The sequence below is a fragment of the Litoreibacter sp. GN1-5 genome (assembly GCF_055693805.1).
Map to the genome: position 1 here is coordinate 2,505,905 of NZ_JBVFUP010000001.1, position 23,001 is coordinate 2,528,905.

24 protein-coding genes and 1 pseudogene are annotated in these 23,001 nt (G+C 50.3%); 16 read left to right on the top strand and 9 right to left on the bottom strand.

Annotated features, from left to right (window positions below; genetic code table 11):
* The first annotated feature begins 1 nt into the window (after position 1).
* Positions 2-658 (top strand): DsbA family protein, encoded by a 657-nt coding sequence (locus tag ACZ1HF_RS12440; protein WP_472657808.1) that lies wholly within the window; start codon positions 2-4, stop codon positions 656-658.
* On the opposite strand, the gene lpxK is transcribed toward ACZ1HF_RS12440, so the two are convergent.
* The 8 genes from lpxK to xrtT all read right to left on the bottom strand — a co-directional run bounded on the left by lpxK (position 655) and on the right by xrtT (position 10,460).
* Entirely contained in the window at positions 655-1,632 is a 978-nt protein-coding gene (gene lpxK / locus ACZ1HF_RS12445; protein ID WP_472657809.1) for a tetraacyldisaccharide 4'-kinase, read from the bottom strand. The two genes, ACZ1HF_RS12440 and lpxK, sit on opposite strands and share 4 nt — an antisense overlap.
* Complete coding sequence (locus tag ACZ1HF_RS12450) at positions 1,632-2,921, bottom strand: 3-deoxy-D-manno-octulosonic acid transferase (RefSeq protein WP_472657810.1); 1,290 nt, start codon at positions 2,919-2,921, stop codon at positions 1,632-1,634. The genes lpxK and ACZ1HF_RS12450 overlap by 1 nt, the downstream gene beginning before the upstream one ends.
* 13 nt (positions 2,922-2,934) lie before the next feature.
* A complete protein-coding gene (locus tag ACZ1HF_RS12455; protein WP_472657811.1) occupies positions 2,935-3,177 on the bottom strand; it encodes a DUF4170 domain-containing protein in 243 nt (80 codons plus the stop codon).
* 76 nt (positions 3,178-3,253) lie between these two features.
* Entirely contained in the window at positions 3,254-4,825 is a 1,572-nt protein-coding gene (locus tag ACZ1HF_RS12460) for an ATP-binding protein (RefSeq protein WP_472657812.1), read from the bottom strand.
* Complete coding sequence (locus ACZ1HF_RS12465) at positions 4,813-5,502, bottom strand: response regulator (RefSeq protein WP_472657813.1); 690 nt, start codon at positions 5,500-5,502, stop codon at positions 4,813-4,815. The genes ACZ1HF_RS12460 and ACZ1HF_RS12465 overlap by 13 nt, the downstream gene beginning before the upstream one ends.
* Positions 5,499-7,016, bottom strand: a complete 1,518-nt coding sequence (locus ACZ1HF_RS12470; RefSeq protein ID WP_472657814.1) for a DUF4153 domain-containing protein — start codon at positions 7,014-7,016, stop codon at positions 5,499-5,501. Before ACZ1HF_RS12470 ends, ACZ1HF_RS12465 begins: the two co-directional genes overlap by 4 nt.
* Positions 7,016-9,004 (bottom strand): VIT and vWA domain-containing protein, encoded by a 1,989-nt coding sequence (locus ACZ1HF_RS12475; RefSeq protein WP_472657815.1) that lies wholly within the window; start codon positions 9,002-9,004, stop codon positions 7,016-7,018. The genes ACZ1HF_RS12470 and ACZ1HF_RS12475 overlap by 1 nt, the downstream gene beginning before the upstream one ends.
* Positions 8,991-10,460 (bottom strand): exosortase T, encoded by a 1,470-nt coding sequence (xrtT, locus tag ACZ1HF_RS12480; protein ID WP_472657816.1) that lies wholly within the window; start codon positions 10,458-10,460, stop codon positions 8,991-8,993. The genes ACZ1HF_RS12475 and xrtT overlap by 14 nt, the downstream gene beginning before the upstream one ends.
* A gap of 506 nt (positions 10,461-10,966) precedes the next feature.
* Between xrtT and ACZ1HF_RS12485 the strand changes: the two genes are divergently transcribed.
* The 15 genes and pseudogenes from ACZ1HF_RS12485 to ACZ1HF_RS12555 all read left to right on the top strand — a co-directional run.
* Positions 10,967-11,335 carry a hypothetical protein gene (locus ACZ1HF_RS12485; RefSeq protein ID WP_472657817.1) on the top strand — a complete coding sequence of 123 codons (369 nt, stop codon included), beginning with the start codon at positions 10,967-10,969 and terminating at the stop codon, positions 11,333-11,335.
* Entirely contained in the window at positions 11,278-11,718 is a 441-nt protein-coding gene (locus ACZ1HF_RS12490; RefSeq protein ID WP_472657818.1) for an OmpA family protein, read from the top strand. Before ACZ1HF_RS12485 ends, ACZ1HF_RS12490 begins: the two co-directional genes overlap by 58 nt.
* An 831-nt stretch (positions 11,719-12,549) precedes the next feature.
* On the top strand, positions 12,550-13,179 hold the full coding sequence (locus ACZ1HF_RS12495) for a response regulator (RefSeq protein ID WP_472657819.1): 630 nt from the start codon (positions 12,550-12,552) through the stop codon (positions 13,177-13,179).
* Positions 13,180-13,297: 118 nt separating this feature from the next.
* A complete protein-coding gene (locus tag ACZ1HF_RS12500) occupies positions 13,298-14,041 on the top strand; it encodes a hypothetical protein (protein ID WP_472657820.1) in 744 nt (247 codons plus the stop codon).
* A 154-nt stretch (positions 14,042-14,195) separates the two neighbouring features.
* Positions 14,196-14,963, top strand: coding sequence for a type III secretion system inner membrane ring lipoprotein SctJ (sctJ, locus tag ACZ1HF_RS12505; protein WP_472657821.1), 768 nt, complete (start codon positions 14,196-14,198; stop codon positions 14,961-14,963).
* Positions 14,956-15,588: a hypothetical protein gene (locus tag ACZ1HF_RS12510; RefSeq protein WP_472657822.1), complete on the top strand. Its 633-nt coding sequence runs from the start codon at positions 14,956-14,958 to the stop codon at positions 15,586-15,588. Before sctJ ends, ACZ1HF_RS12510 begins: the two co-directional genes overlap by 8 nt.
* A gap of 1 nt (position 15,589) precedes the next feature.
* A complete protein-coding gene (locus tag ACZ1HF_RS12515) occupies positions 15,590-16,240 on the top strand; it encodes a hypothetical protein (protein ID WP_472657823.1) in 651 nt (216 codons plus the stop codon).
* A complete protein-coding gene (locus tag ACZ1HF_RS12520) occupies positions 16,237-17,568 on the top strand; it encodes a FliI/YscN family ATPase (RefSeq protein ID WP_472657824.1) in 1,332 nt (443 codons plus the stop codon). Before ACZ1HF_RS12515 ends, ACZ1HF_RS12520 begins: the two co-directional genes overlap by 4 nt.
* Positions 17,565-18,056: a hypothetical protein gene (locus ACZ1HF_RS12525; protein WP_472657825.1), complete on the top strand. Its 492-nt coding sequence runs from the start codon at positions 17,565-17,567 to the stop codon at positions 18,054-18,056. The genes ACZ1HF_RS12520 and ACZ1HF_RS12525 overlap by 4 nt, the downstream gene beginning before the upstream one ends.
* Positions 18,049-19,104 (top strand): FliM/FliN family flagellar motor switch protein, encoded by a 1,056-nt coding sequence (locus ACZ1HF_RS12530; protein ID WP_472657826.1) that lies wholly within the window; start codon positions 18,049-18,051, stop codon positions 19,102-19,104. Before ACZ1HF_RS12525 ends, ACZ1HF_RS12530 begins: the two co-directional genes overlap by 8 nt.
* 3 nt (positions 19,105-19,107) lie before the next feature.
* Entirely contained in the window at positions 19,108-19,746 is a 639-nt protein-coding gene (locus ACZ1HF_RS12535; RefSeq protein ID WP_472657827.1) for an EscR/YscR/HrcR family type III secretion system export apparatus protein, read from the top strand.
* A gap of 2 nt (positions 19,747-19,748) precedes the next feature.
* The gene (locus ACZ1HF_RS12540; protein WP_472657828.1) at positions 19,749-20,018 is read left to right on the top strand and encodes an EscS/YscS/HrcS family type III secretion system export apparatus protein; all 270 of its coding nucleotides are present in this window, start codon (positions 19,749-19,751) and stop codon (positions 20,016-20,018) included.
* 1 nt (position 20,019) lies between these two features.
* Positions 20,020-20,832 (top strand): flagellar biosynthetic protein FliR, encoded by an 813-nt coding sequence (locus ACZ1HF_RS12545; protein ID WP_472657829.1) that lies wholly within the window; start codon positions 20,020-20,022, stop codon positions 20,830-20,832.
* A complete protein-coding gene (locus ACZ1HF_RS12550; protein WP_472657830.1) occupies positions 20,829-21,866 on the top strand; it encodes an EscU/YscU/HrcU family type III secretion system export apparatus switch protein in 1,038 nt (345 codons plus the stop codon). The genes ACZ1HF_RS12545 and ACZ1HF_RS12550 overlap by 4 nt, the downstream gene beginning before the upstream one ends.
* Before the next feature lie 183 nt (positions 21,867-22,049).
* Positions 22,050-22,198, top strand: a pseudogene (locus tag ACZ1HF_RS12555) (DDE-type integrase/transposase/recombinase); the annotation flags it as partial.
* Positions 22,199-22,202: 4 nt separating this feature from the next.
* Here ACZ1HF_RS12555 and ACZ1HF_RS12560 read toward each other — a convergent pair.
* Positions 22,203-22,988 (bottom strand): ion transporter, encoded by a 786-nt coding sequence (locus tag ACZ1HF_RS12560; RefSeq protein WP_472657831.1) that lies wholly within the window; start codon positions 22,986-22,988, stop codon positions 22,203-22,205.
* Positions 22,989-23,001 lie beyond the last annotated feature (13 nt).

The window sequence follows — 23,001 nt, forward strand, 5'->3', positions numbered from 1 at the left end:
TATGAAAAAGAATATCATTCTGGCGACTGTTGCCTTCTTCTTTGTTGGGATTGGTGCGTATTTCCTGACAGATACAACGCCTCAGCAAACGGTAGCATCCGCAAACGCACAGACGCAGGATGCGTCGGAGGTGGATACCTCTGTGGTCAAGGAAATGTTTTTGGGTGACGAGAACGCACCTGTGACAGTGGTGGAATATGCGTCCTTTACGTGTCCTCACTGTCAGACATTCCATGAAAATGTCTTTAAGCAGTTGAAGGCAGATTACATCGATACGGGTAAGGTCAAGTTTGTGTTCCGCGAGGTCTATTTTGACCGTCTTGGTCTATGGGCCGGCATGGTTGCGCGTTGTGGTGACGGATCGCGTTACTTCGGAATTGTCGATCTGATTTTCAAGGATCAGCGTACCTGGACTCAGGGTCAGCCTGCTCAGGTAGCGGACAATCTGAAGAAGATGGGCCGCTTGGCTGGCATTGATGGCGAAACACTAGATGCCTGCTTGCAAGACAGCGAAAAGGCGCAGGCATTGACAGTTGTATATCAACAGAATGCCGAAGCCGACGGTATCCGCGCGACACCGTCCTTCGTGATCGATGGGACCACTCATTCGAACATGAGCTACGAGGACATGAAGCGTCTGATCGACGAGGCGCTTTAAAGCTTGTCCAATAGGGTATCGAGGGCTGACCAGTCCTCGATACCCAAACGGACGGGGACAGTCAGAACTTTTGAGCGAAACGCAAGGGGAAGGCGCACCGCGTCTTTTTCAGTCGTGAGCAATTGCGCGCCAAGGGCGGCAGCTTCGGTCTCAAGCCGGGTCATCAGGGTATCAGACAACGGTTGATGATCCTCCAAAGCTTCAGCTTTTGCGATGTCAGCCCCAAGGTCGCGCAATGTGGCAAAGAATTTCTCGGGGTGGCCGATACCAGCAAAGGCCAGTACCCGGGTGTCTTGCCAATCCATGCCAGTTTGCAATGGTTCAAGATATGCTTTGATCTTTGGGCAGGTAATATGTTCGCCCCATTGTGTCTCAAAACCGCTTTGTGCTTTTGAACTTCCAATGCTGATCACTGCATCGGCCCGCGTCAGCCCGGTGTTGATCGGTTCACGCAAGGGGCCTGCTGGCAGGACATAACCATTGCCAAACCCGCGCATGGCATCAACGACCACCAATGCGATGTCTTGCACCAGGGACGGGTTCTGAAACCCGTCATCCAGAACAATGATTTCCGCACCTGCCTGAACAGCAGCCTCGGCCCCGGCCCGACGATCTTTTGCAACCCAGGTTGGGGCGAAGGCCGACAATAACAGCGGCTCATCCCCGACCTGCGTGGCAATGTGTTTCTGCGCGGACACCCGTATGGGGCCAGTTTCGCTACCGCGATACCCGCGGGAAATAATATGGGGGGACAGGCCCCGCGTGCGCAGATGCTCGACCAGTGCGATAACAGTCGGCGTCTTACCGGTTCCGCCCGCATTGATATTGCCAACGCAGATCACAGGTACAGCTATCCTTTCAGGTGTTCCCTGCCGTAACCGCCGGGCTGTCGCCGCTGCATAAAGGCGGCCCAACGGCGACAGAAGATACGCTTTTATTCCCGGAGGCTGATACCAAAAGCGCGGCGGTTGCATTACTTCGTCCCGGCCTGATCAAGGATGGAGTTGATCAGAGTGAATGCGTTATCACTGGCCTCGGCCCCGCTAGAGCTGATTTCCCATGCGGCATGGGCCATCTCGGCGGCTTTCTGAGGTTCCAGCAGATCAGTAACGGCTTGCCCCAGACTATTGGCGTTTGTGACTGGCCGCGCGCCACCGGCCTCTGCAAGTCGTACATAGATTTCGCGGGCATTATTAACATGGGGACCATGTAGTATGGCCGAGCCAAGCGCAGCGGGCTCAAACGGGTTATGCCCGCCGATTTCAACAAGCGATCCTCCGACAAAACTGATTGAAGCGAGGCGATACCACAGACCCATTTCGCCCAGTGTGTCGGCCACATAAATCTCGGTATTATTATTCGGCTCATCCCCATCCGAACGCAGGCCGACATCCCAACCGTCAGCGCGCAAGGTTTTGGCAATATCGGGGCCCCGTTCGGGGTGGCGTGGCGCGATGATCAGCAGCAAACGGTGGGCTGTCCTGCGCGCCAGAGCGTTGGCCTGCGCAACGATCGTCTCTTCACCGGGATGGGTAGAGGCCGCAAGCCAGATCGGGCGGGTTTCCAGAAGACGTGCAAGCTCGGCGCGCTCTCCTTCATTATGAGGCAATGCACCACTGCTTTCCTTGAGCGACCCGTTGACACGGATTTTGTCCGTTGTGGCACCCAAACGGCGAAGGAATTGTGCGGTTTGTTCATTTTGCACAAGGATGTGGTCGAAGCGATTCAGCAGTGACCCGATGAAAGCAGGGGCCCATCGCCATGCGTCATGAGATTTTTGCGACATACGGGCATTAAGAAGAAGCATCGGAATACTGCGTGCGTGGGTTCTGGCCACCAAGGCTGGCCAAAGCTCACTTTCGGTCCAAATGGCGATATCGGGTTTCCAGTGATCAAGAAAACGATCCACGAAAGGGACTGTGTCCATAGGTGCAAACTGGTGAATGGTTTGATCAGGCAAGCGCTTGGTCAAAAGCTCGGCAGAACTGCGGGTGCCAGTGGTAATCAGGACATGAATATCCGGGTGTTCCTCGATCAAACGGCCAATGAGGTCCAGAAGCGACAGGGATTCGCCGACGCTTGCAGCGTGAAACCAGATAAGCTGGCCATGCGGCCGTTCTGCCGAGGCAATACCACGGCGTTCCTCGACACGGTTCGGGTCTTCCTTGCCTTCTGCCAGCCGCTTTTCCAATTTGCGGTTGGCATAGCCCACCAATCGAGGAGAAAGTGCCAAATAAGCCGCAAGGCCAAGGGAGTATCCCATTTTTCTGTCCGGTTTAGCCCAGTTCTTCGGTTGGGCTGGCCTCTGTCTCTTCATCACGAAGGCGGTGAATATGTGCAATGAAATAACGCATATGGGCGTTGTCTACGGTCCGTTGTGCCTCAGATTTCCATGCATTATAGGCGCTATCGTAGTCCGGGTACATTCCAACGATATGAATGTCATCAACATCCTTGAACGCATTTTTCGTGGGATCAACAAGTTCTCCACCGAAAACAAGATGCAGGCGTTGGGTCATAGGAAGGCTCCGTTCAGAATGGTATTTGAAACGATAGTAAGGGATCGATGAGATAGGCGAAAGAGGATATGGGCGCTTAACGATCTGCGGTACTTGCAGAAAATAGAATTTCAAAAGCAGTTCCTGTTTCAGATGAACCAAGTTTTATTTGCCCACCGGCGGACGCTATGATCTCGGAGACAATGGTCAATCCCATTCCGGTGCCTCCATTGTCCTGACGCGTGGTGAAAAACGGATCAAATACCCGGCTGCGGTTTTCGGCAGAGATGCCTGTGCCGTTGTCTTGAATTTTCAAATCAGTACCGCTTTGCAAAATCTCAAGCATGGTTGCGCCATGTTCGCGGGCATTCTCGACCAGATGGGTCAGGATAATCGTAAGGTTTTCCTGAGACAACGGCACAGGTGCGGCACGCCCTGACTGGCGAATGTCCAGCTTTGGAAATCGCGAGGCGACGTCTCGGACACTGACCTGCAGATCTGCATGCCCTTCGTCAGTGATCTCTTTGGCGGCTGCCAAGCTGCGCAAGCGCGCCAGAAGGAGTGTCATGCGTTCCGCGTCTTCGGTGATGTTTTTCAGAAAACGGTCCTTCTGCTGGTCAGACATGTCTGTTCCCTGATCGCGCAACAGCTCCACCGCGCCTAGAATTGATGTGATTGGCGATTTCAGCTCATGCGTCACATGTCGCGTAAAGGTCTGAATTGCGTCAGAGCGTCGGTGCAAAGTGCCAGCCATTGACAAAAAACTGTCCCCTAATTTTGCAATCTCACGTGTTCCATAATGCTTCAGTCGAATAATCGATGTTTTGCCTTGGTCCTTAATATTCTCGGTTGTCTGAATCAGCCCATAAATTGGACGTGTGATAAAACGCCAGAAGACGAAACCGATCAGCAAAGACGAGAGCAAGACGATAAACCCGGCGCGCAAAAGAATTTTGCGTTCCCGATAGGCGTATTCAAGAATATTGCCGGGTGTGCGACTGACATAAATCGCTCCAACCACCCGCTTGTCCAACGTGACAGGCATCGCAACGAAAACACGAATATTTGCCCTTCGGCTTATCGACCAAAGGGGTGGGGTCGGCTCATCCGAAATGCGTTGACGCAAAACGGAGGTCGGCTTGCCGGACAAAGCCAGCGCGATCTCTGGCACATGGGCAAGATTATATCCACGCTCGCCGGTGCCACCTATGACATGGCCGAATGGATCAACAAACTGGTAGGCCGCCAGCGTTCTGACCTGTGATCGTTCGGCTATTGCAGAAAGGTCGGGTGCGATTTTCTGATAAACCGGGCGCATGGGGCGCAGATTTGGCTGCCCATCCGGACGCGGGGGTTGAATGGTCGAGTTCCGCGGGTAAAGCGTGGGCGGAACCGGTGCATAGGGCTGTTCCGGGTCAGGCCATAACTCTTTCGCTATCATATAGCCTTGCCTTGGATCACCCTCTGCCTTCAGAAAAGCTTCCGCAAAAGAGGATGCCATGACCGAGGCTTGAGCGATCAGCGATTCCTCTGTCTGCTGAACCAATTGCTTGCTGTAGAAATTCAGCAGCAAAAGTCCTGTTATAGGCAGGCTTAGTAATAGGGCAAAGACAGACGCCACAACCAACGCAAGCGAGGGGCGCCATTTTTCTAGGTTTACCCTTGGCATGCATCAAGCCGCAAGCCGACACCGTGGATGGTCTTGACCCCATCAACGCAGCCAGCCGCTGACAATTTGCTGCGCAGATTGCGAATATGACTGTCCAGTGTTCTGTCAGACACATGGATGTTGGAGCCATAAAGCTGTTCCAGCAATTGGGCGCGGGTCAGAACCATTTCGGGACGCTGGAACAAGGCACGAAGCAAAGCGAACTCTGACTGGGTCAGCGATATGTCCTGATTTGCAAAACGACATGCATGTCGGTCAGGGTCGATACTCAGCTTTCCGTGGACGATATGGCTGGTTTCAAGTGGGTCCCGGTCACGGGTGCGTTTCAGGATAGCGCGAACACGCGCGACCAGTTCGCGCGGGCTGAATGGTTTTGTCACGTAATCATCGCCGCCGATCTCGAGCCCAACCACACGGTCAATCTCATCATCACGGGCGGTCAGGAACAGGATCGGCACCTCAGACTGACGTCGAATTTCGCGGCAAACCTCGAAGCCGTCTTTTTCAGGGATACCCACATCCAGCACGATCAGATCGGGGGCCTCGGTGTTGAAGGCGGCCAGCGCTTCGGTCCCGTTGGTGGCGGTGCGCAGGTCCATTCCGGCGGTGTCGAGGGCGAAGGTAATGACCTCGCGGATATGGGGGTCGTCATCGACGATCAGGATACGGAGACTCAAGGATGCATTCCATCGCTGCTGGTTTGAGCGGTAAGATAGCGGCTGAGACGCCAATTGCGATAGCCCCATTCGCGCCAATTGTTCGTAAGGTCCAAATACATAGGTTGCCAAACGCCGTTTGCCGTTTCGTATCCGCTGAAACATGGAACAGAGATGGTATCAAACGGCAAGATGGCAGGTTTTGCGTGTATCCCAAGGCTGCATAGATAGTCTTTGTCCAATGGCTGACCTTCGCCCGAAACCTCCAGGCTGTGTTTGACATTGTAATGGGCGATAACGGACGGGTAGTTGACGAAGCTTGTTGCGTAGAGCGTTAATAGACTGGCGCCAAAGATACGTGTGATGATCCAGATATTGGATTTATCCAAAGCAATTCGGATAAGAATAAGCGCGAAAATCACTGCGACAAGCCCCATCCAGATAAATGCAGACAGTCGCATATAGGTTAAGGAATAAGCCGCGACATAGAGGTTTAAACGCAAAACCGAGGATGCAACCAACACGATATTTTGCCCGACCCAAAGATACAGCAATACCTTCGCCTTTTTGTCGAGCGGCCCGAAAGTCGTTGCCGCCAACATAATTGCACCGGACAGGATCGTGGTACACAACAGTGGGTAAGCGCCGCGATGGGCATAGGTGGCGTAGGTCATACCATCAGGCAGCTCTGCCCCGCTCCAAAGATAGGTCACATCCAACAAGGTCTGGACTGCGAACAGGACATTCAAAAGGATCAGCGTGTTCATAATCACATCGGCCCGCAGCCATGTTGGGGCAGCAACATGCGGCATAGTGCTGGTTCTGAAAGGCGTGAAATGCGGGTTCAAAAATGGCCAGAGCGCCAGAAGCAGGATAGCCCAAAAGACAATACGTGAAGGGTCAAACACGGCCAAGAAGATATTGGACAAAAGGTTATCCGCACTTCTTTCTAACAAAGGGTTTGCTGCCAGAAACAGAATCGCAAATACGAAGGCCAGACCCACCGGGATACCCCAGCTTTTTAGCAGACGTTTCATATGCAGCGTGCCATGTGTTGCTTGCAAAATAGCGCCGAGATCATCAACGATCCAGCCGGTTGCCTTGCAAATCATCTGCCAAACCGCGTTTTGATAATGCCGCAGGGCAATACCCTCAGCGCAGAGAAACGTGATCAAAAAGCCCGCCATCAAGAACAGAAGCGACAGAGGCGTTGCATGTTCCAGTATTGGCAATGCGGCAATGATCAGAACTACGCTGGCCTTCAGAATATGCCGCGATCTGCGTATAACAGCCTGCGTCAGAACAATTGCCACCGCGAACAATACGGCAGACAGGCCCGGTTGATAGCCCCAAAGCAACCAGTCCCCGAAGCAGAGCAAGGCGATGACTGCCAATAGATTTTGACTATTTGGTACGCCAGAGATTTCACCATGAAGGGTGGGTGGAGCAGTATCCCCGCCACCTGTATCAGCCATCATCCACCACGCGTCCACAGCCAGACCACGCGGCACATAGTTTGGGAATTGATGTGCCATTAGAATGCCCTCTGACGGTTTCGGTAAACCCAGGCCCCAAGGATGAGCGCCAAAAGCGCCATGCCAATAAGCTCACCCGGTTCAGGCGTGGAGCTCCCTGTAACACCGCTTGGATAGGCTGACGCTTCCACACCTTTGACTTTGGGCAACGGGACCGAGGCGGTTGGCGTTCCTTCGGGGTTCGCGTTGATGATCTTGCGTGACACCGCGACAAAGGACGTCCAGTCCGTCACAAGGCCGTAACGCAACCCAAGCTCCGTCACTTGACGTTTCAGATCACCTTGCAATCCAGTGCGATCAATCGCGTAACGGCGCATCAAATCGGCAATCCGGGACCTGGCCCAGACCAACGGCAGGGCTTCCGTACCGTTTGTATTTTCGGCAGGAAGATCGACACGAACGGGCAGTGTTACTGGTTGTCCTTGCGCCATAGCGTTCACAGTAATGGGGTAGGTGCCAGTGCCATCGTACCGCGCCAGCACACGAACTGTATCGCCAGCGAATAGATCCGGCAGCACGTCCGGTGTCTGATCGACCACCTTCACATCGCCCCAGTCGATTGTCAGATTGGTCAGAAGCGGGCTTTCCAGACGCATTGCCAGGGATTGCGCTGCGTCCAGACCCGACTCGGTCGGGTCAACATAACGGACAAAGCCACGCCCAACGCGGGCCATTTCATCCAGAAGATACCTATTGACCGATGTTCCAACCCCAAGGGCGTAGATGCGGGCATCACCAATGAGTTCATCCACAGTCGCCAGCACATTTTGTTCGTCCCCGATATAGCCGTCTGACAAAAACACGACGATGCGCAATGTGTTGTCAGGTTGCGGGGCGGCAAAGGATGTGCGGATGGCATTGGCAATTTCCGTACCGCCACTGGCCTGCAAGTTTTTGACAAAATCATTGGCTTTACGAATGGCTTCAGGTGTTGCGGGCTGGGCCTGTTGCGAATACGCCTCGGCAGTTCCTGCAAAGCGGATGATACGAAAGTAATCCCCTGCGCGCAGATTGTTCAGGGCATGGTGCATGAAGGCTTTGCTGGCTTCGATCGGCGCACCCCCCATGGAGCCCGACGTGTCCAGCACAAACACCAGTTCCCGCGCTTGGATAAGGGACGGGTCAGGTAGCTTGGGCGGTTCAATCATCAGGCTGATCACACCGCCACGTTCATCACGATGGGTCAGCGTTCCGGCCTGAACTGTCTCGTTCGACAGATCATACCGCAGGACGAAGTCACGATTATCAATGGTCTTGCCACGGCTCAGATTGATCTGACGCGTATCCCGCCCGGTGACATCAATCTCATGCGTGATGCTATGAACAGCTGTAACAGGCATTGGCGCCTGCAAATCGGCCCGGATCGAGACGCGATCCTGCGCGATGGATTTAGGCAGGTTCAAACCAGCAACACCGGGATAGGCAGGTAGTGCCGGTTGCAATTTACCTTCATAGCGTGGGCCTACAATCAATGGCACGACAAGCTCATACGCGTCATCAATACGTGGAACGGTCTGGACGTATTTTATGGTAACAGTGACCGGCAAGCCCGGCATTAGGTTCGCGACCTTCTGGGTAAACATATTCGGGCGATGTTGCACCAGCAGTGTCGCGGCCTTCCCCTCGGACGCGGCTTTATTATATGTGGCCTGAGCTTGCTTTTTCTCTTGGATGACGGCTTCGATGATCTCGTCCCCGACCTCCATGGTCATGGCATAGACAGCTGCCCCTTTGTTCAATGGGAAAAGGTAGGTTGCATGAAGTGCGGCATCCGTCGGATTCTCAAACACCTGACGAACGGTTATGGTGGCCAGATCGCCACTGATCTGCGCGTCAATATCGGTACTGAGCAGAGGTAACGAAACCTCTTGTCCGTTAACAACGGCATTCAATTGCCCACCCTGATCCTCTTGCGCAAAAGCAAGGGGGGCAAGCAAGCTGAGTATGATGCTCAGGACTGCGCGTTGCAGAGTATTAGACAGGATCATTTTCATCTCCTTTCGAGGAATTAACAGGGATATCAAGGGCATGAAGCGTCGCTATTTCGAGCGCGGCGCGCTCCGCATCGGGCAGCGCCCAGGGCGTGATCCGTTGCAAACCGGACCATGTCGCGCCGGGCTTTGTGAACCAGTGCCAAACAGCGGCACTGACGCTTGGAACAACATGACCACTATCCGAGAAAAAGCTGACCTCGGCGCGCCATGACTGACCTTCTGTATCTGTCACACGGTAAACGCTTGTGGGGATTGGCCCAGCACGCGTTCCGATGAACTGCACGTCAAAGCCAAGACCGCGCAGGCAATCCTCGGGGTCATGCAAATGTCGAAGTGGGGATCGTGTGTTGGTCAGCAACAGACCCATCGGGCCAAAATGGGCTTTCGCAGCACTGCCGCCATATTGCTGGAAATACGCCACTTCCTGAGGCGACAAAGGCTTAGGTTGACGCAGGAAGCCGTTCAGTGACAAAGGCAGCCGCGCCTGCGCAACGTCGGTCGAATTATCAAGTGGTTTATGTGGAACAACCACGATCAGAAATGCAATGACAGGGAAGATCAGAACCAACCAGCGCGGTAGCTGCGGCATTTTCAACTGAAAGCTTTGCACCGTGCGAACTTGTCCGCGGCCCAACCAGATCAGTGGCGGCAACGCTGAGAAACCTAGCGTGACCAGCCCGATCAGGCTGTGCCACGGTTCTGCCATCACATCGAAGGGCAGCAGGACAAGACCCAGAGACAACCCCGTGATCCGAACTGTATTTGCAACAACGCAGGCGATGGGGATCAGCAGTGCCCCTACCAATGCGTTGCGTAATTGCGGTCGTATGATCGAAGTTGCGATTGCATAGAGTGCCGCAACCAGCGTCAGGCCCACCGTTCCGGCGCACGGCAGATCCACCAAGATGATCTGTCCGCGTACTGTGATTTGCACCCCATTGCACAAAGTATCGGGGAAAACCAAGCCAAGCAGCCCACAAGCCCCATCCGCAGACATTTTTTGCAAACCATAGCCGACCGAGCGTTGTAACAGCCGCTCTACCGGCAGAGTGAAGAAGAACACCACACCAATCCAAAAAGGAGATATGGCCCGTACCCGCTGGTCCACCCGGCATAGGCGCGCCAGCGCATAGGCATCGATGCACAAGGTCAGCGCGCTTAGGGTGTTTATATCCAGTATCTGACCCGCAAGTCGGATCAGCGCGGACCCCAATAACAATAACATTGGGGCCGCGCTGATCCCCTGCACCCCCGCCCGTTGCGGGGATGACAGGCTGAACACGAACAAGGCAATCACCGCCAGAAAGAAAACCCACCCAAATGAATCGTAAGCGGGATCAAACCAACTACGCCCTAGCCATAGAACAGGGTCGATCGCCAGGATCGCTGCACCTATTGCCAGAAAAAGGTGGTGGATATATGCTGTATATCTGCTTTGATCATGTATCATGGACCAAAGTTAGCAAGCTGATCTGCATATCAGCCTCGCAAGTCATGCAAGTCTTCCACAAATTTTGTGCAGTTTTTGTGCAGGCTGTTCGTAACTTTGTCATTGTCGAACGTCGCGGGCTTTTGACTCGATACCGTGGTTTTACCCGGGCCAGATAGTCTATCCCGCACCGTTCACTGAGGGCAGAGCTGCTTTTGGTTGATCATCCATTAATATCCACTTGCATAACTCTGCCCCAGATACAGCTACATCAATGTCAGACCGCGCTAATCAGTGAAAAATCAAACACCCGCTGAAGGGCAGTTGAGCAATTGAAGATTCCGCGCGCGTACCCCCTGAAAAGTTCTCAAAGCGCCTAAAAATAAAAAATGCATGATTTTTAGGCGAAAAATGTGTTAGCTGCGAGATAAGCTATCATCGGGTGAATGTAAAACGAGTTAGGACATAGTATGATTATTTGACAAAAGCTCATTGTGGGCATGCTTCTGAGCGTGGCGTGTGGGACGATGGCAATAGCGCAGTCGAGCGATACAGTCACCTTGCAAAGCAAAGACGGCAATACGACGCTAACCGGCACGCTATTGGAAGCGCCATCCGGGCAATTCCGCATTTCGACCGCTGCCGGAGTTATGGAGATTGACGCAAGTAGGGTGGATTGCATTGGTGCAAGTTGCCCAACAAACAGTTCTTTTGACCCCGACGCTGAGATAACGCTGCAATCCCCTGACGGAGTGATCAATATTACCGGCAAGATTACAGACATAGTGGATGGGAATTATCTTATTGACACAGATCTAGGCGTGATGCGCGCCAGTTCATGCAGTACGTCCTATCGCCTGACGCTGATGATGCGATTGCGCAATCAAAGTTTGTAGTGGAAAGATCGCCTCAAAGCCGGTCGCGGATCAACTCCCTGTTCAATGGTTTGGGCAGCCAAAATGAGTTTAGTCTGGCTGCACAAATGCGTGATGACATGTCGCAATGGGACCGCCTATCAACGACAGTTCGTTTTCCAAACGGCACACGCGTTGCTGTGTTAGGATTTGCAGACAGCATCGGGCCGTTTGAAAATAATGAGCGTCTTTCGGGTAGGCGTGCTGAGGCAGTCGCCGGGGCTATCGCGGCGCAGGCAGGCGGACGACTTCAAAATATTGCCTTTGAGACACGCGCTTACAGCGAATTGGCACCGGCCGTCTGTAATACAGACGAAAATGGTCGCGCGATCAACCGTCGGGTGGAAATCTGGTTGGCGAAATAGGTAACGACTCATGTCAAATGTTGGCAAGGAGCCTGAATTTGACACTAGCTAACGTCGGTTAGTCGGTGCTTTCTCTGTTATTCGGGAAATGGGTAACTTTCTCATTCTCATGTGACTACAAAGGCAGGCTTAACAAATATCCAGTCAGGTACGCAGATCAACAAGGCGGTTAACATGGACAACTGCCTATGCAGTGTTCATGTAAGACGTCATTCGTTCAATGAGCAGCGCCGGCTAAAATGGGCTTTCGATACCTTCGCTGCAGCTTCAATGCACTCGCCGAAACCATCAACGGCCTATTCAAAGCTGAGGTCATCCACCGCCGTGGCCCATGGCGCAGTTTCGATCCCGCAGAATGGGAGACTCTGAAATGGGTCTAGCAGAAATTCTATGAGCAGCATAACGAGTTCGGTAAAGTCGCGTGAAACAGAGTAACCGGTCTCCGGAAAAACCATGGCGGGTCACATCCGCCGTTCGATTTGGAAAGTTGTTTGTCACTTATTTTTTACCCGTTGAATCTGCATCAGCGAGGTTTTGGACCAGAGCTTATGAGTCCAACAACTTGAGCAATAAATAGGCAAATGGCCTGTATCGGGCATACCCAATTCCAAACTGTGGCGATCACTATCGGTTGCGCCGTAGCCAAGCCAAAAATGGGCGAATAAAACAGCATGTAGCTGTTCAAATGGCCCGTATAGCCTATATTTTCGATTAATTTAGGGCAGCCTAGTGTACATATTATTAATGTTTGCAAGTTCAAGAATAAAATCGTTAACCTTACGTTAATCTTTGATTCTGAATTTGGTATTCTAAGCCCGGGAGAGCGTTACCTTGGACAAGACAACTATAGTTATAGCAGACAGTCATGAAATCGTACGAGAAGGTATCGCTGCCCGTTTGGAGGCATCTTGCGAAGCAGACGTAGTCGCTGAGGCAGCAGATGGGTACACAGCTATAAAAGCATGTCGCCATCACCAGCCTGATATTCTATTGATGGATTTGTCATTAACAAGACCTTCAGGCGAGGAGACTCTTACAAAGGTGCGTAGTAGCAACCCGGAAATGAAAATAGTCGTCGTTTCATCAGATCCGAGCATATCGAATGCTTTTTTTGTTTTGTCGCAAGGTGCGATTGGTTTTATGCCGAAACAAGCTAAGGGTGCAGATTTTATTAACGCAGTAAATGCTGCAAAAAGTGGCTATACGTACTTGCCGGTAGAATTCTTGAAGGAATTCGTCAAGTCGCGTCGTAATCTGACCCGAACGGGGAATATTTTCGGATTATCGCCCCGCGAAGTGGAAATTTTGGAGGCTTGTGTAAGTGGTCAAACGACAAAGGAAGTGGCCCATAACCTCAATATTAGTGTACGAACTGTCGAAACTCACAGAAATAGTATCTATCGTAAGACCGATTGCAACTGCTCGGCGGATCTAAATAAAATAGTATTATCAATGAATTAAGATGACTTACAACTGCGTTCGGTAGTGCAGCGCGACAAAAGTACGTATATTTTTCCTATTTAAAATACTCTAAAGCTCAGTTAGGCACTAATATAGTACTAATGAGGGAGTATTATTGTTGCGTAATGCCGATGACATTAAGGCATCTTCTAATGTAATTATCTTTAGAACAACTGATGACCTGAAACAAAGCCAGCTTTCTCCGCCAATGTCGTTGCCGGAGGATATTGAGTTTGGCAAGCCTCCTGTGATGCGGGGTAGGGAAGTTCAGGACACTGACGCCGCAGATATCGATGTTTCAGTTTCTACTGTACGAAAGCGCATCGGGCGTATGGCTTCAGATTTCGAAGCACGAGCTGAATTGGCTACTGCGATTGATGGGAAAACTGAAGGCGAACGCAGTCTGAGTGAACAGGAAAAAATTGAAGAGCTTCTAGACCGTCTCGAAATGCCGAATAATCAATCGGCAGATATTCGTTTTGAAGCTTTTAGCCCACCAACATTTGTTAGTGCCGTATCTGGCGACTCTTGGCGTGTGCAAGAAGGCCCTGGTGCAAATGTATTGCCGCAGGATGCGGATAGTGCGTTCGTTCAAGACGAAAATAGCGAGAGCGTTGTGCTATTGTCTGCTGATCTGGGTTTTCGGGATCTTCAAACCGCGACGGTAGATGGGTTTTCGCGTGAGATTGTAAGTCTTGCAACTGAGATGGGTATCTCGCTGGAACCACAGGATGCAATAGATCGTCTTAATTCAACGATTTTAGCGCCATCACGTGCCTCCATTCAAGGTGGTGGACCCCGTCAGCCGGTCCGATTCCAAAATCGGCTATATGATGCAGAAACTCAGCAGCTAAATATCTAGTCCACAACGACGTTGCGAGCGGCACTAAGTAACCCCGCATATTTCTACGTATTCTCTATCGCAAACTCTAACTGAAGCTTGGCCTACGCTTTGTGTGCGGCCAGTGAGTCGCGATAAAGAAATGCGGGAGAAACGCTCAGTGCGTAGGATAATATTGATCGCCCTGTTAGCCTTGTTCGTCAGTCTGGCTGGGTGCAAAGAGATTTTGTATTCCAATCTTGATGAAATCGAGGCCAACCAAATGGTGGCTGTTCTGGAGTCGCATGGTATTGCGGCAAGCCGAGAGCGCGATAAGGACGGCATCTACTCAATTAGTGTTGCAACAGATGAGGTTGGCACATCCGTCACTATCTTGCGTGACAATGGATACCCACATCGCAAGTTTGAATCGCTTGCTGATGTATTCACTTCCGATCGCATCGTCGGCACAGCTTTAGAAGAAAGAGCACGATTTACCTACGCGATGAATGAAGAATTGAGCAATACAGTCTCGCAAATTGATGGAATACAGGCTGCGCGGGTTCACGTTGTCTTACCAGAGCAGAACAACTTTGATACACAAAGCATGGAAGCCAGTGCGTCGATTGTACTGTACACCGAACCCGGCTTCGATCTAATCGAAATACAATCCGCTCTCAAAACGATGATGTCGCATGCCGTAGAAAATTTGAACTACGAGTCAGTCGCGATTTCATCTTTTGAAGTTTCTAGTCCGCAGGTAGGACAGGTGAACCCAACGTATTCAGATTCTGCGACTGCAGCCGCCGCTTCAAACATCAACAATCTGGTTATGCCAGATCAGCTGCGCAAAGGACATGCCCTAGACCTCATCTTTTTTGGTGCGCTGGCACTAATGGGAATATTCTTTGGGGGTCGCATTCTGTTCCGTCGACTGGGTCTTGGGTACAGCAATCATGACTAATGTTGAACAATCGGACGCTCTCGAAGTGTCGGCGCTACTATGCCTGGATCTGAAGTATGTCGACGAGGACCTGCGAGCACTTTGGTACCCAGAAATCACCCAAGGCGATGCTCGGAAGGCGATGGAACAGAACACGCGCCTCAAAGGACGTATTGAGGAATACCTTGCTGGTCAACTTGATATCGAAACAAACTTTGAGTGTCCTGTATTTTCAGAAATGGCAGATCTTTTGAAATTGCTTAAAGCTGACGTTGAGTTGCTTACAAAAAATATGGGGTTTTTGTGGAACGCAAAAACCGTTTTGCGATACGCGTTTGAGGGGCAGCTTTGTGCGGATGAACTAAAAGCTTTTGATTCACATTTTCGATTTGCCGCGCGACATCATGTTAAATTATCGCCGGAATATAGCTACAAAAATTCGGCTAAGGATTTTTCTTTGTCGAAAATATGTGAAGATGGCCAACGTTGCCTCGGAGCATGGTTGGCACAAATTCCAGATTTAGTAGTTGAGCGTATCGCGTTTTTAAGGCCAGACCTATTCCAATCGCCAGTCGGGGTCAGTAGCAATCAAGAGTTAGAGGTAGCGCAGATCACCATAGACGCACTTGGTCAAGGCGAGGCTTGATATGGGCGGTCTGAGTTACGCTAAAAGAATTCCTGCTGAGGATATGAAGAAAATCGAAAGCAGCGCGCTTCTTGTGGCCGAAGCGACGGAACAAGCCGAGCAAATTTTGGCCAATGCAGAAGAAGCCGCTCATTCTTTGAAAGTTACCGCCCAAGAAGAGTATGAACGCCAATTAGAAGCATTACAAAGTGAGCACCGTGATAAGATAATTATGAAGGCAGAGCAGGCTGCCGACGATATCTTTGCGCGCGCTATGATTGAGGCCTCAGAAACTGTTAAAGAAATCCGGGATGATTTTGAAAAACTGACCCCATGGCTCTCAGATCTTCTAAGATCTGCAATGAAGTCAATACTTGGGGAATTATCTGAGGAAGAAGTAGCCACGGCAGTGCTATCGGAAGGGCTCAAAAAAATTTCTGAACGCTGGGAATTGATCTTGGAAACCGATGTCACGACGGCAACGAAATTATCAAAATTGAAAGAGAGCGGTCACTCGGTCTTCGATGGCATAAAGGAAATCCGGGCTATCACTGGGCTGGAGTCAGGCGAGATGCGTGTTCTAAGTCAATCTGGCGTTTTTGACATCAGTTTGCCGGTCCAACTCGAAATCCTGTTGCGGATTTTGGAAGAAGAGCAAAGTACGGAAGGATGAACGTAAAAGAGCTGATACGCCGAACAGAATCGGCAAAACGCGCAATAGACGATGCTGTATTGCATCGCAGATATGGCCGCGTTTGTGACATTCAAGGACCAATAGTAAGTGCGATAATGTCACCCGCATATATTAATGAGACCTGCACCATACACACTGAGACCGGCTCAATTCCGGGTGAAGTTATCGGGTTCAGGGGTAATTTGGCTTTAATTAGCCCATTTTCGGAGCTATCGGGCATATCAACCGGTGCAATGGTGTCTCCTGGAACTGGAGCGCTTACAGTAAGCGTCGGCGATCACATGTTGGGCGGCGTATTTTCTGGTCTGGGCAAGCCTATTACGCAGTTGGAAAACGATGACACAACGGAGTGGTCTGAGGCTGTTCGACCTGTGCGAGGAGAACGCCTGAACCCAATGACGCGCCCATTGATTGAGAATGTCCTGCCAACTGGATTGCGCGCGATTGATGCGACGATAACACTTGGGCGTGGACAACGCATTGGGATCTTTGGACCACCAGGCACAGGTAAATCATCACTTTTTGCGGCGATTGCGACGCACTGCGATGCGGACGTAGTTGTCTTGGGTTTGATTGGAGAACGAGGCCGGGAATTACGAGAGTTTCTGGATCGCCAGCTCCCCCAAGATATGCGGGACCGGATAGTCGTTGTGGCATCTACATCAGAGGCACCTCCGATGGAGAGGTTTTATGCAGCCCATACTGCAACAGCAATTGCAGAAGGGTTTCGCGACGAAGGCAAATCTGTACTTCTGTTAATCGATAGCCTCACGCGCGTTGCGAGAGCGTTGCGAGAAATCGGGCTGGCAGCTGGAGAAGCTCCGACACGTAGAGGTTATCCGGCTTCTGTCTATCCAGAATTACCAAGACTGATCGAACGCGCTGGCTGTGCAAATTCCGGCTCGATCACAGCAATTTACACCGTACTCGTTGAGGGCGACGGCCAGGGCGACCCGATTGCTGAAGAAGTCAAGAGCCTGACCGATGGCCATATTACGCTCAGCCAAAAAATTGCTGACGAAGGTCAATACCCGGCGATTGATGTGTTGCAGAGTCTGAGTCGTGTGATGCCCGATATCGTGTCCCAGCGACATATGCGGTCGAGTATTCAACTGCGTAAGATACTGGCGAAGTATCAAGAAATAGAGGTCTTGGTGCAGCTTGGCGAAATCCAGCCGGGCCATGATGATGATGCCGATATCGCAATTGCCAAAATCAATGATATTCGATCATTCCTGTCGCAGAACACCCACGATGCAAGTGACTTTTCTTACACAGTTGAAACACTTCAGGAATTGGTCCGATGAGCACAGACAGTCGATTGGGTCAGATGCGCCAAATTCGCGAGTTTAGCAAGCAGCGTCTAGAGCGTCAAACGCAAGCGGCGCGCAAAGATTTTGATTGGCGGCAGGAACGAGTTCGTGTGATGCAACAACGTAAGAAAGACAAAGAGCGATCGGTACGGAAGGACATCAAGAAGGCACAGGAAACTGCTGAATTCGTGCGTGATCCAGCTGCGAGATTTGCAATTTTTGGTCATATTCTCAGACATGCGAAGGCCGATCTAGAACGCGCCGACCGCGGTGTTAGTAGAGCGGTAGATCGTAAAGCGGCGTCCCAAGGGCTAATGGATAGCGCTAGCGTCGAACTGAAACTTGCTCGTAAGAAACTTAGCGTGATTGAGGAAATTATTAATCAACAAACATTGCTCTTAAAACGCCAACATGAGCTTCAAGAAGATGAGGACATTTCCGAAATAATCTCTAACAAACTTGGGCGAGACAGATATGCTTAATCCTAATCTGGACCTTGTCCCCGCAACTACATTGTACAGGTTTGATCTTGAACAGCAAAACAGAACCTGCGCGAGCATTGCCGCAGAGCTGGACAGTCGTGAATTGAGTGTGCCGATTCAACTTTGCGGTCATTCCTTCCATGTTTCAGCGCCGGGTCAGCCAGACCGCGCTTCTGCGCTGGTAACAGTCATTGGTATGGTTGTTGATGGGCAAGTAACGACTTTAGTTGTTTCTCAGAGATTGGTAGATCATTTTCTGTCCCTTGCCGGGATTACCATAGACACAAGTGTGATGGGCCAAGATGCTTTTGCGCTGCTGCTTGAACATATTTTTACCGCGGAACTGGCCAAGCTGGAAGAAATTCTCGAAATCAAAGTTAGATTTGAAAAGGCTTGCCGAGACTGCGTCGTGCCTGCAAACACAGCATGTAGTGTTTATTTAGAGTGTATTGATACCGAACTGAGCGAGTTACGCGGTTTTGTAATGATCGAAGGTGTCAAGGATGTCATCGACCATTTAGTTCAGGAACTTCTGCTCTACGCCAAAGATGAAGACGAAGATGATCCGCCATTTGTCGACATCTCATTTAATCTGAGTTTGCGAAGTGCCCAGTATGCTTTGGGTCTCGATCAGATAAGGCAATTGGCCCCCGGTGATGCGCTGACTTTCGGCAAATCATGGAATATTCACAATGACTACCAAGTCTATGTTTCCAATCAACCTGTAGCCATGGCCTCCGTCTCAGGTGACCATGTTTGCATAGATGCTTTTATACCAATTTCACCTGAACAAAGGAGACTTCCAAACATGCAAGATCATGCCCTTTCGCTCGACACGAATAATTTGCCTGTTGTCATTTCCATCGAGATTGACCGCAAGGAAGTGATGCTGTCCGAATTGACAGACTTGTCGGTCGGTAGCGTGTTGACATTTGATACAGAGACTCCTGAGACCGTTAAACTAATCGCAAATGGAACCGCTATTGCTGAGGGGGAATTGGTGAAAGTTGGAACGCAGACCGGTATTCGTATCAGTAAGATGATTTGATCTATGGAGCTTACCACACCTCTCGTCGTTGGGTTTCTTGGATCGTTTTTTCTGGTCGCCGTGCTGTCTTTAACGGCTTTTATCAAGCTGTCAGTTGTTTTTATGATCATACGTAATGCAATGGGACTTCAACAAGTGCCGTCGAATATGATCTTGATGATCCTGGCACTATTTCTCGCGTTTTTCATTTCAATGCCCGTATTTAGCGCAGCAACGACAGCGCTTGTTGAGGCTAACATTGAGATTAAAACTGCCGAGGATCTGCTTGACCTATGGCGCATTGGAATCGCACCATTTCAAGATTTTTTGAAAGCAAACATAACCCCTCAACATCTTATGTTCTTTGTCGATGTATCCAATCAGATCTGGCAAGGATCAGGCCTAGTTGGCACTGTGGATGACTTTGTCATCCAAGTTCCAGCTTTTATGATCACCCAATTGACAGAAGCTTTTGAGATCGGTTTTTTGCTATACCTGCCATTTATTGCAATCGACCTCGCGGTTACTGGCGTTTTGATGGCCATGGGTATGCAAATGGTGCAGCCAAATATTCTTGCCGTGCCATTCAAATTACTGATTTTTGTCTTCGTTGATGGCTGGTCGAAGCTCGTTCAAGGCCTGATACTCACCTATGTGGGGTAATCATGGAAAGTAGTCTATACCTTAACTACCTTGTCAAATTCATGGCTGACACCGCACTTCTCGCCGGTGTGCCTTTGGCGGCAGCGACAGTGCTAGGGCTCGTAGTTTCGATGTTTCAAGCGATTACACAAATTCAGGACCAAACCCTCAGCCAGACTATCAAGATAAGCGCGATTGCTCTCATCCTTTTATCATTTGGTGCAGGGCTCGCCGGGCCGCTTCTAAACAGTACCAATGAAGTTTTCGGAACATTCCATATGATGGTACGCTAGTATGTCCGACGAACTTGCAATCGTTGTGCTTGGCGCAAGGTTTGAAAATCTTTACCTCATAATAATAATGGGTCTATTGAGGCCCTTAGGCTTTACATTTGGTTTCCTCGTATTTCAATGGTGCTTTGGGCAGTCCTCAGTATTGCGTGTAAGCGTGGCCATGTCGTTGGCAATGCCATTGATAATCGGCAATATTCAGGATGTTGGTCTTCTCGCACAAACGGCATCTGTTTTCGAGTTAGCTCTTCTTGCACCCAAAGAATTTGCACTTGGTTATGGAATTGGGATTCTTTGCTCTTTGCCATTTTTTGCTTTGCAATATGCCGGTGCAGTGACGGACGGCTTTCGCGGTGAAACTGAGAGTGGGCTTCAGGACCCCGCTGGCGGGGCGATCCAGACATATTCTGTTTTATATATGATTATTGGTTTTTTTGTCTTTTTTGTAAGTGGCGGTATGTGGAACGTCATTAGCATGGTTTATCAAAGTTTCGAAATATGGCCAGCGACAGTACTACTTCCAATTCCTTCAAATCGCTGGATTGAAGTATCGGGCACGATCGTTACCGACACGCTTCTGCTTGCAATCAAGATTTGCAGTCCTCTCTTGTTTTTTATGATGGCCGTCGAGTTGACGTTAATTGCAGGTGCCAAAATGAGCAGAAAGATGGGGGTCTATGATTTGTCATTTGCAGCCAAAAACACACTGGCAGTTGTCGCATTGCCTGTCATTACTATGGTGATATTCCGGATGTCGCCGATGCTTACGAATGGCATTAATGACGGACTAATGCTATTAGGAAGTTTGCTGAGATGAGTGAAAGCGAAAGTAAGAACAACCCGGCATCTAATCAAAAACTACGCAAGCAAAGACAAGACGGCAGTATCGCTCAAGCAACAGATGCTGCTGCAATACTGGCAATAATCTTTGCAATTCTTTTGCTGTGGGGCAATTTAGGCCTGATCATAAATCGACTAGGTGGTTTGTTCGATTTGTCTATCTCACAAATAGGACAGCCGTTTCGTTTCGCGGCTTCGGCGGTTCTAAGCCAGATGTTGGTGCAGTTGGCGCTCATAACAGGACCGGTTATTGGCATTGTTACGGGTTCGGCAATACTACTAACATTAATATATAATCGCGGCATCGCTTTTGCGATGAAACCAATTATTCCAGATATAACTAGAATTTCACCAAAAAGTGGGTTCAAGCGGATTTACGGGATGCGTGGCTGGTTAGAAACCTTGCAAGCTGTTGTTCGGTTCTTGATCTGGCTAATTGCTGTGTTGGTCTTAATTTGGACTGTCCGAGACATTGTCTTACATTTCGATATCTGCGGTATTCCGTGTATTGTAGAAACAAGTGTTTCGACCGCGCAGAAGATGGTGCTGATCGCTATAATAATTATGCTTGTATCGGGCGTTATCGACATGATTGTACAGAAATTTCTGTTTTTGAACGAACAGAAAATGACGCACTCAGAGGTAAAGAAAGAACAAAAAGAGCAATCTGGATCGCCTGAGATTAAGCAAGAACGCCGACGCATTCAAAACGAAGAGGCTCGAGCAGCGCCAGCAATCGGAGTTGATAAGGCGAATATGTGCTTTTATTGGGGAGATTATGCTATTGCCATGCGATATCACCCTGAACACGCGCCGTTACCTCGAGTATCAGAACTCGCCAGAACACGAAATGAAGCTGTAGAGTTACGAAGAAAAATCCGACACAACGGCTTTCCTGAACGCGAAGATCAACTTGTCACAGAAACGTGCTTGACAGTCCAAAGAGGTCAAGCCGTGCCGGATCATATCTATGATAGTTTGGCAATTAGTATGAGCGAGATGTTCAGCTAGGTTGTAAGCGGTAAGCTGCGCGGCAGTCACACAGATTTGGTGTAGTTCCAGGGTAGCAGTTTGTTGATGTCAGCCTGTTGACCCGGCCCCGTTAAATCAAGCCACTTGGGTGTCAGTAATCCGTCCGGGCACAAGATGAGCCATGTGGCGCCATTGGTCCAAGCAACAATGGCGAATGCCGTCAACCAGCTTTGGCAGACGGGCTTTCCCTAGTTCAAGGTTCTAGGCTGCGGTTGATTTATCTCAGTACAATCCTTGATGATTACAACCGCTACATCATTACTTGGAAACTCTGCACAAACATGCGAGCGGAAGATGCAATTGACACAATCGCTGTCACTGCTTTTTAGATCTTTCGTCCTTCAGCATCACCTCGATGGCATCAAGGCGCATCATGACTTCGTCCCGATAAGCATCGGTCTTTTCGGTATCTTCCACATGATGGGCGTCTTGCATCGAATTCACGATCAGGCCGACCAGCAAGTTTACCACAGCAAATGTCGTGACCATGATGAAGGGTACGAAGAAGGCCCAGGCATAGGGGTAGATTTCCATAACAGGGCGCACGATGCCCATGGACCAGCTTTCCAGCGTCATGATCTGAAACAGAGAGTAGGCCGACAGGCCCAGCGTTCCGAACCAATCCGGGAAAGCGTCCCCGAACAGCTTGGTCGCCATGACAGATCCGATATAGAAAATCAGGCCCATCAGGACAAAGACAGACCCCATGCCGGGTAATGCTGTGATGAAGCCCTCCACCACGCGGCGCAAACTTGGGGCAACCGATATAACCCGCAACAGACGCAATATCCGCAGGGCCCTTAAGACAGACAGCCCCCCGGTCCCGGGAACCAGTGAGATACCGACGATTACGAAGTCGAAATTATTCCAACCGCTGCGAAAGAAGGACAGGCGGTATGCAAAGAGCTTAGCCAATATTTCGGCCACGAAAATAGCAAGGCAAACCGCATCCAAAACGTGGATCAACCAGCCCCAGCTGTCCATAACAGTTTTCGATGTCTCAAAGCCCAACAGAACCGCATTGAACAGGATCACCCCAAGGATGAAATTACGAACATCCCGTCGGTCCAGCAGTTGGCTTGTCTTTTCTCTTAAGGTCATAAAAATATCTCAG

Coding starts and splice junctions, on each gene's coding strand:
- ACZ1HF_RS12450 (WP_472657810.1), bottom strand. CDS start 2,921: ATGGGATACTCCCTTGGCCTTGCGGCTTATTTGGCACTTTCTCCTCGA.
- ACZ1HF_RS12510 (WP_472657822.1), top strand. CDS start 14,956: ATGACTAATGTTGAACAATCGGACGCTCTCGAAGTGTCGGCGCTACTA.
- lpxK (WP_472657809.1), bottom strand. CDS start 1,632: ATGCAACCGCCGCGCTTTTGGTATCAGCCTCCGGGAATAAAAGCGTAT.
- ACZ1HF_RS12490 (WP_472657818.1), top strand. CDS start 11,278: ATGCAGTACGTCCTATCGCCTGACGCTGATGATGCGATTGCGCAATCA.
- ACZ1HF_RS12560 (WP_472657831.1), bottom strand. CDS start 22,988: ATGACCTTAAGAGAAAAGACAAGCCAACTGCTGGACCGACGGGATGTT.
- ACZ1HF_RS12520 (WP_472657824.1), top strand. CDS start 16,237: ATGAACGTAAAAGAGCTGATACGCCGAACAGAATCGGCAAAACGCGCA.
- ACZ1HF_RS12540 (WP_472657828.1), top strand. CDS start 19,749: ATGGAAAGTAGTCTATACCTTAACTACCTTGTCAAATTCATGGCTGAC.
- ACZ1HF_RS12535 (WP_472657827.1), top strand. CDS start 19,108: ATGGAGCTTACCACACCTCTCGTCGTTGGGTTTCTTGGATCGTTTTTT.
- ACZ1HF_RS12440 (WP_472657808.1), top strand. CDS start 2: ATGAAAAAGAATATCATTCTGGCGACTGTTGCCTTCTTCTTTGTTGGG.
- ACZ1HF_RS12525 (WP_472657825.1), top strand. CDS start 17,565: ATGAGCACAGACAGTCGATTGGGTCAGATGCGCCAAATTCGCGAGTTT.
- ACZ1HF_RS12470 (WP_472657814.1), bottom strand. CDS start 7,016: ATGGCACATCAATTCCCAAACTATGTGCCGCGTGGTCTGGCTGTGGAC.
- ACZ1HF_RS12515 (WP_472657823.1), top strand. CDS start 15,590: ATGGGCGGTCTGAGTTACGCTAAAAGAATTCCTGCTGAGGATATGAAG.
- ACZ1HF_RS12460 (WP_472657812.1), bottom strand. CDS start 4,825: ATGCCAAGGGTAAACCTAGAAAAATGGCGCCCCTCGCTTGCGTTGGTT.
- ACZ1HF_RS12550 (WP_472657830.1), top strand. CDS start 20,829: ATGAGTGAAAGCGAAAGTAAGAACAACCCGGCATCTAATCAAAAACTA.
- ACZ1HF_RS12455 (WP_472657811.1), bottom strand. CDS start 3,177: ATGACCCAACGCCTGCATCTTGTTTTCGGTGGAGAACTTGTTGATCCC.
- ACZ1HF_RS12530 (WP_472657826.1), top strand. CDS start 18,049: ATGCTTAATCCTAATCTGGACCTTGTCCCCGCAACTACATTGTACAGG.
- ACZ1HF_RS12475 (WP_472657815.1), bottom strand. CDS start 9,004: ATGATCCTGTCTAATACTCTGCAACGCGCAGTCCTGAGCATCATACTC.
- ACZ1HF_RS12545 (WP_472657829.1), top strand. CDS start 20,020: ATGTCCGACGAACTTGCAATCGTTGTGCTTGGCGCAAGGTTTGAAAAT.
- ACZ1HF_RS12485 (WP_472657817.1), top strand. CDS start 10,967: ATGGCAATAGCGCAGTCGAGCGATACAGTCACCTTGCAAAGCAAAGAC.
- xrtT (WP_472657816.1), bottom strand. CDS start 10,460: ATGATACATGATCAAAGCAGATATACAGCATATATCCACCACCTTTTT.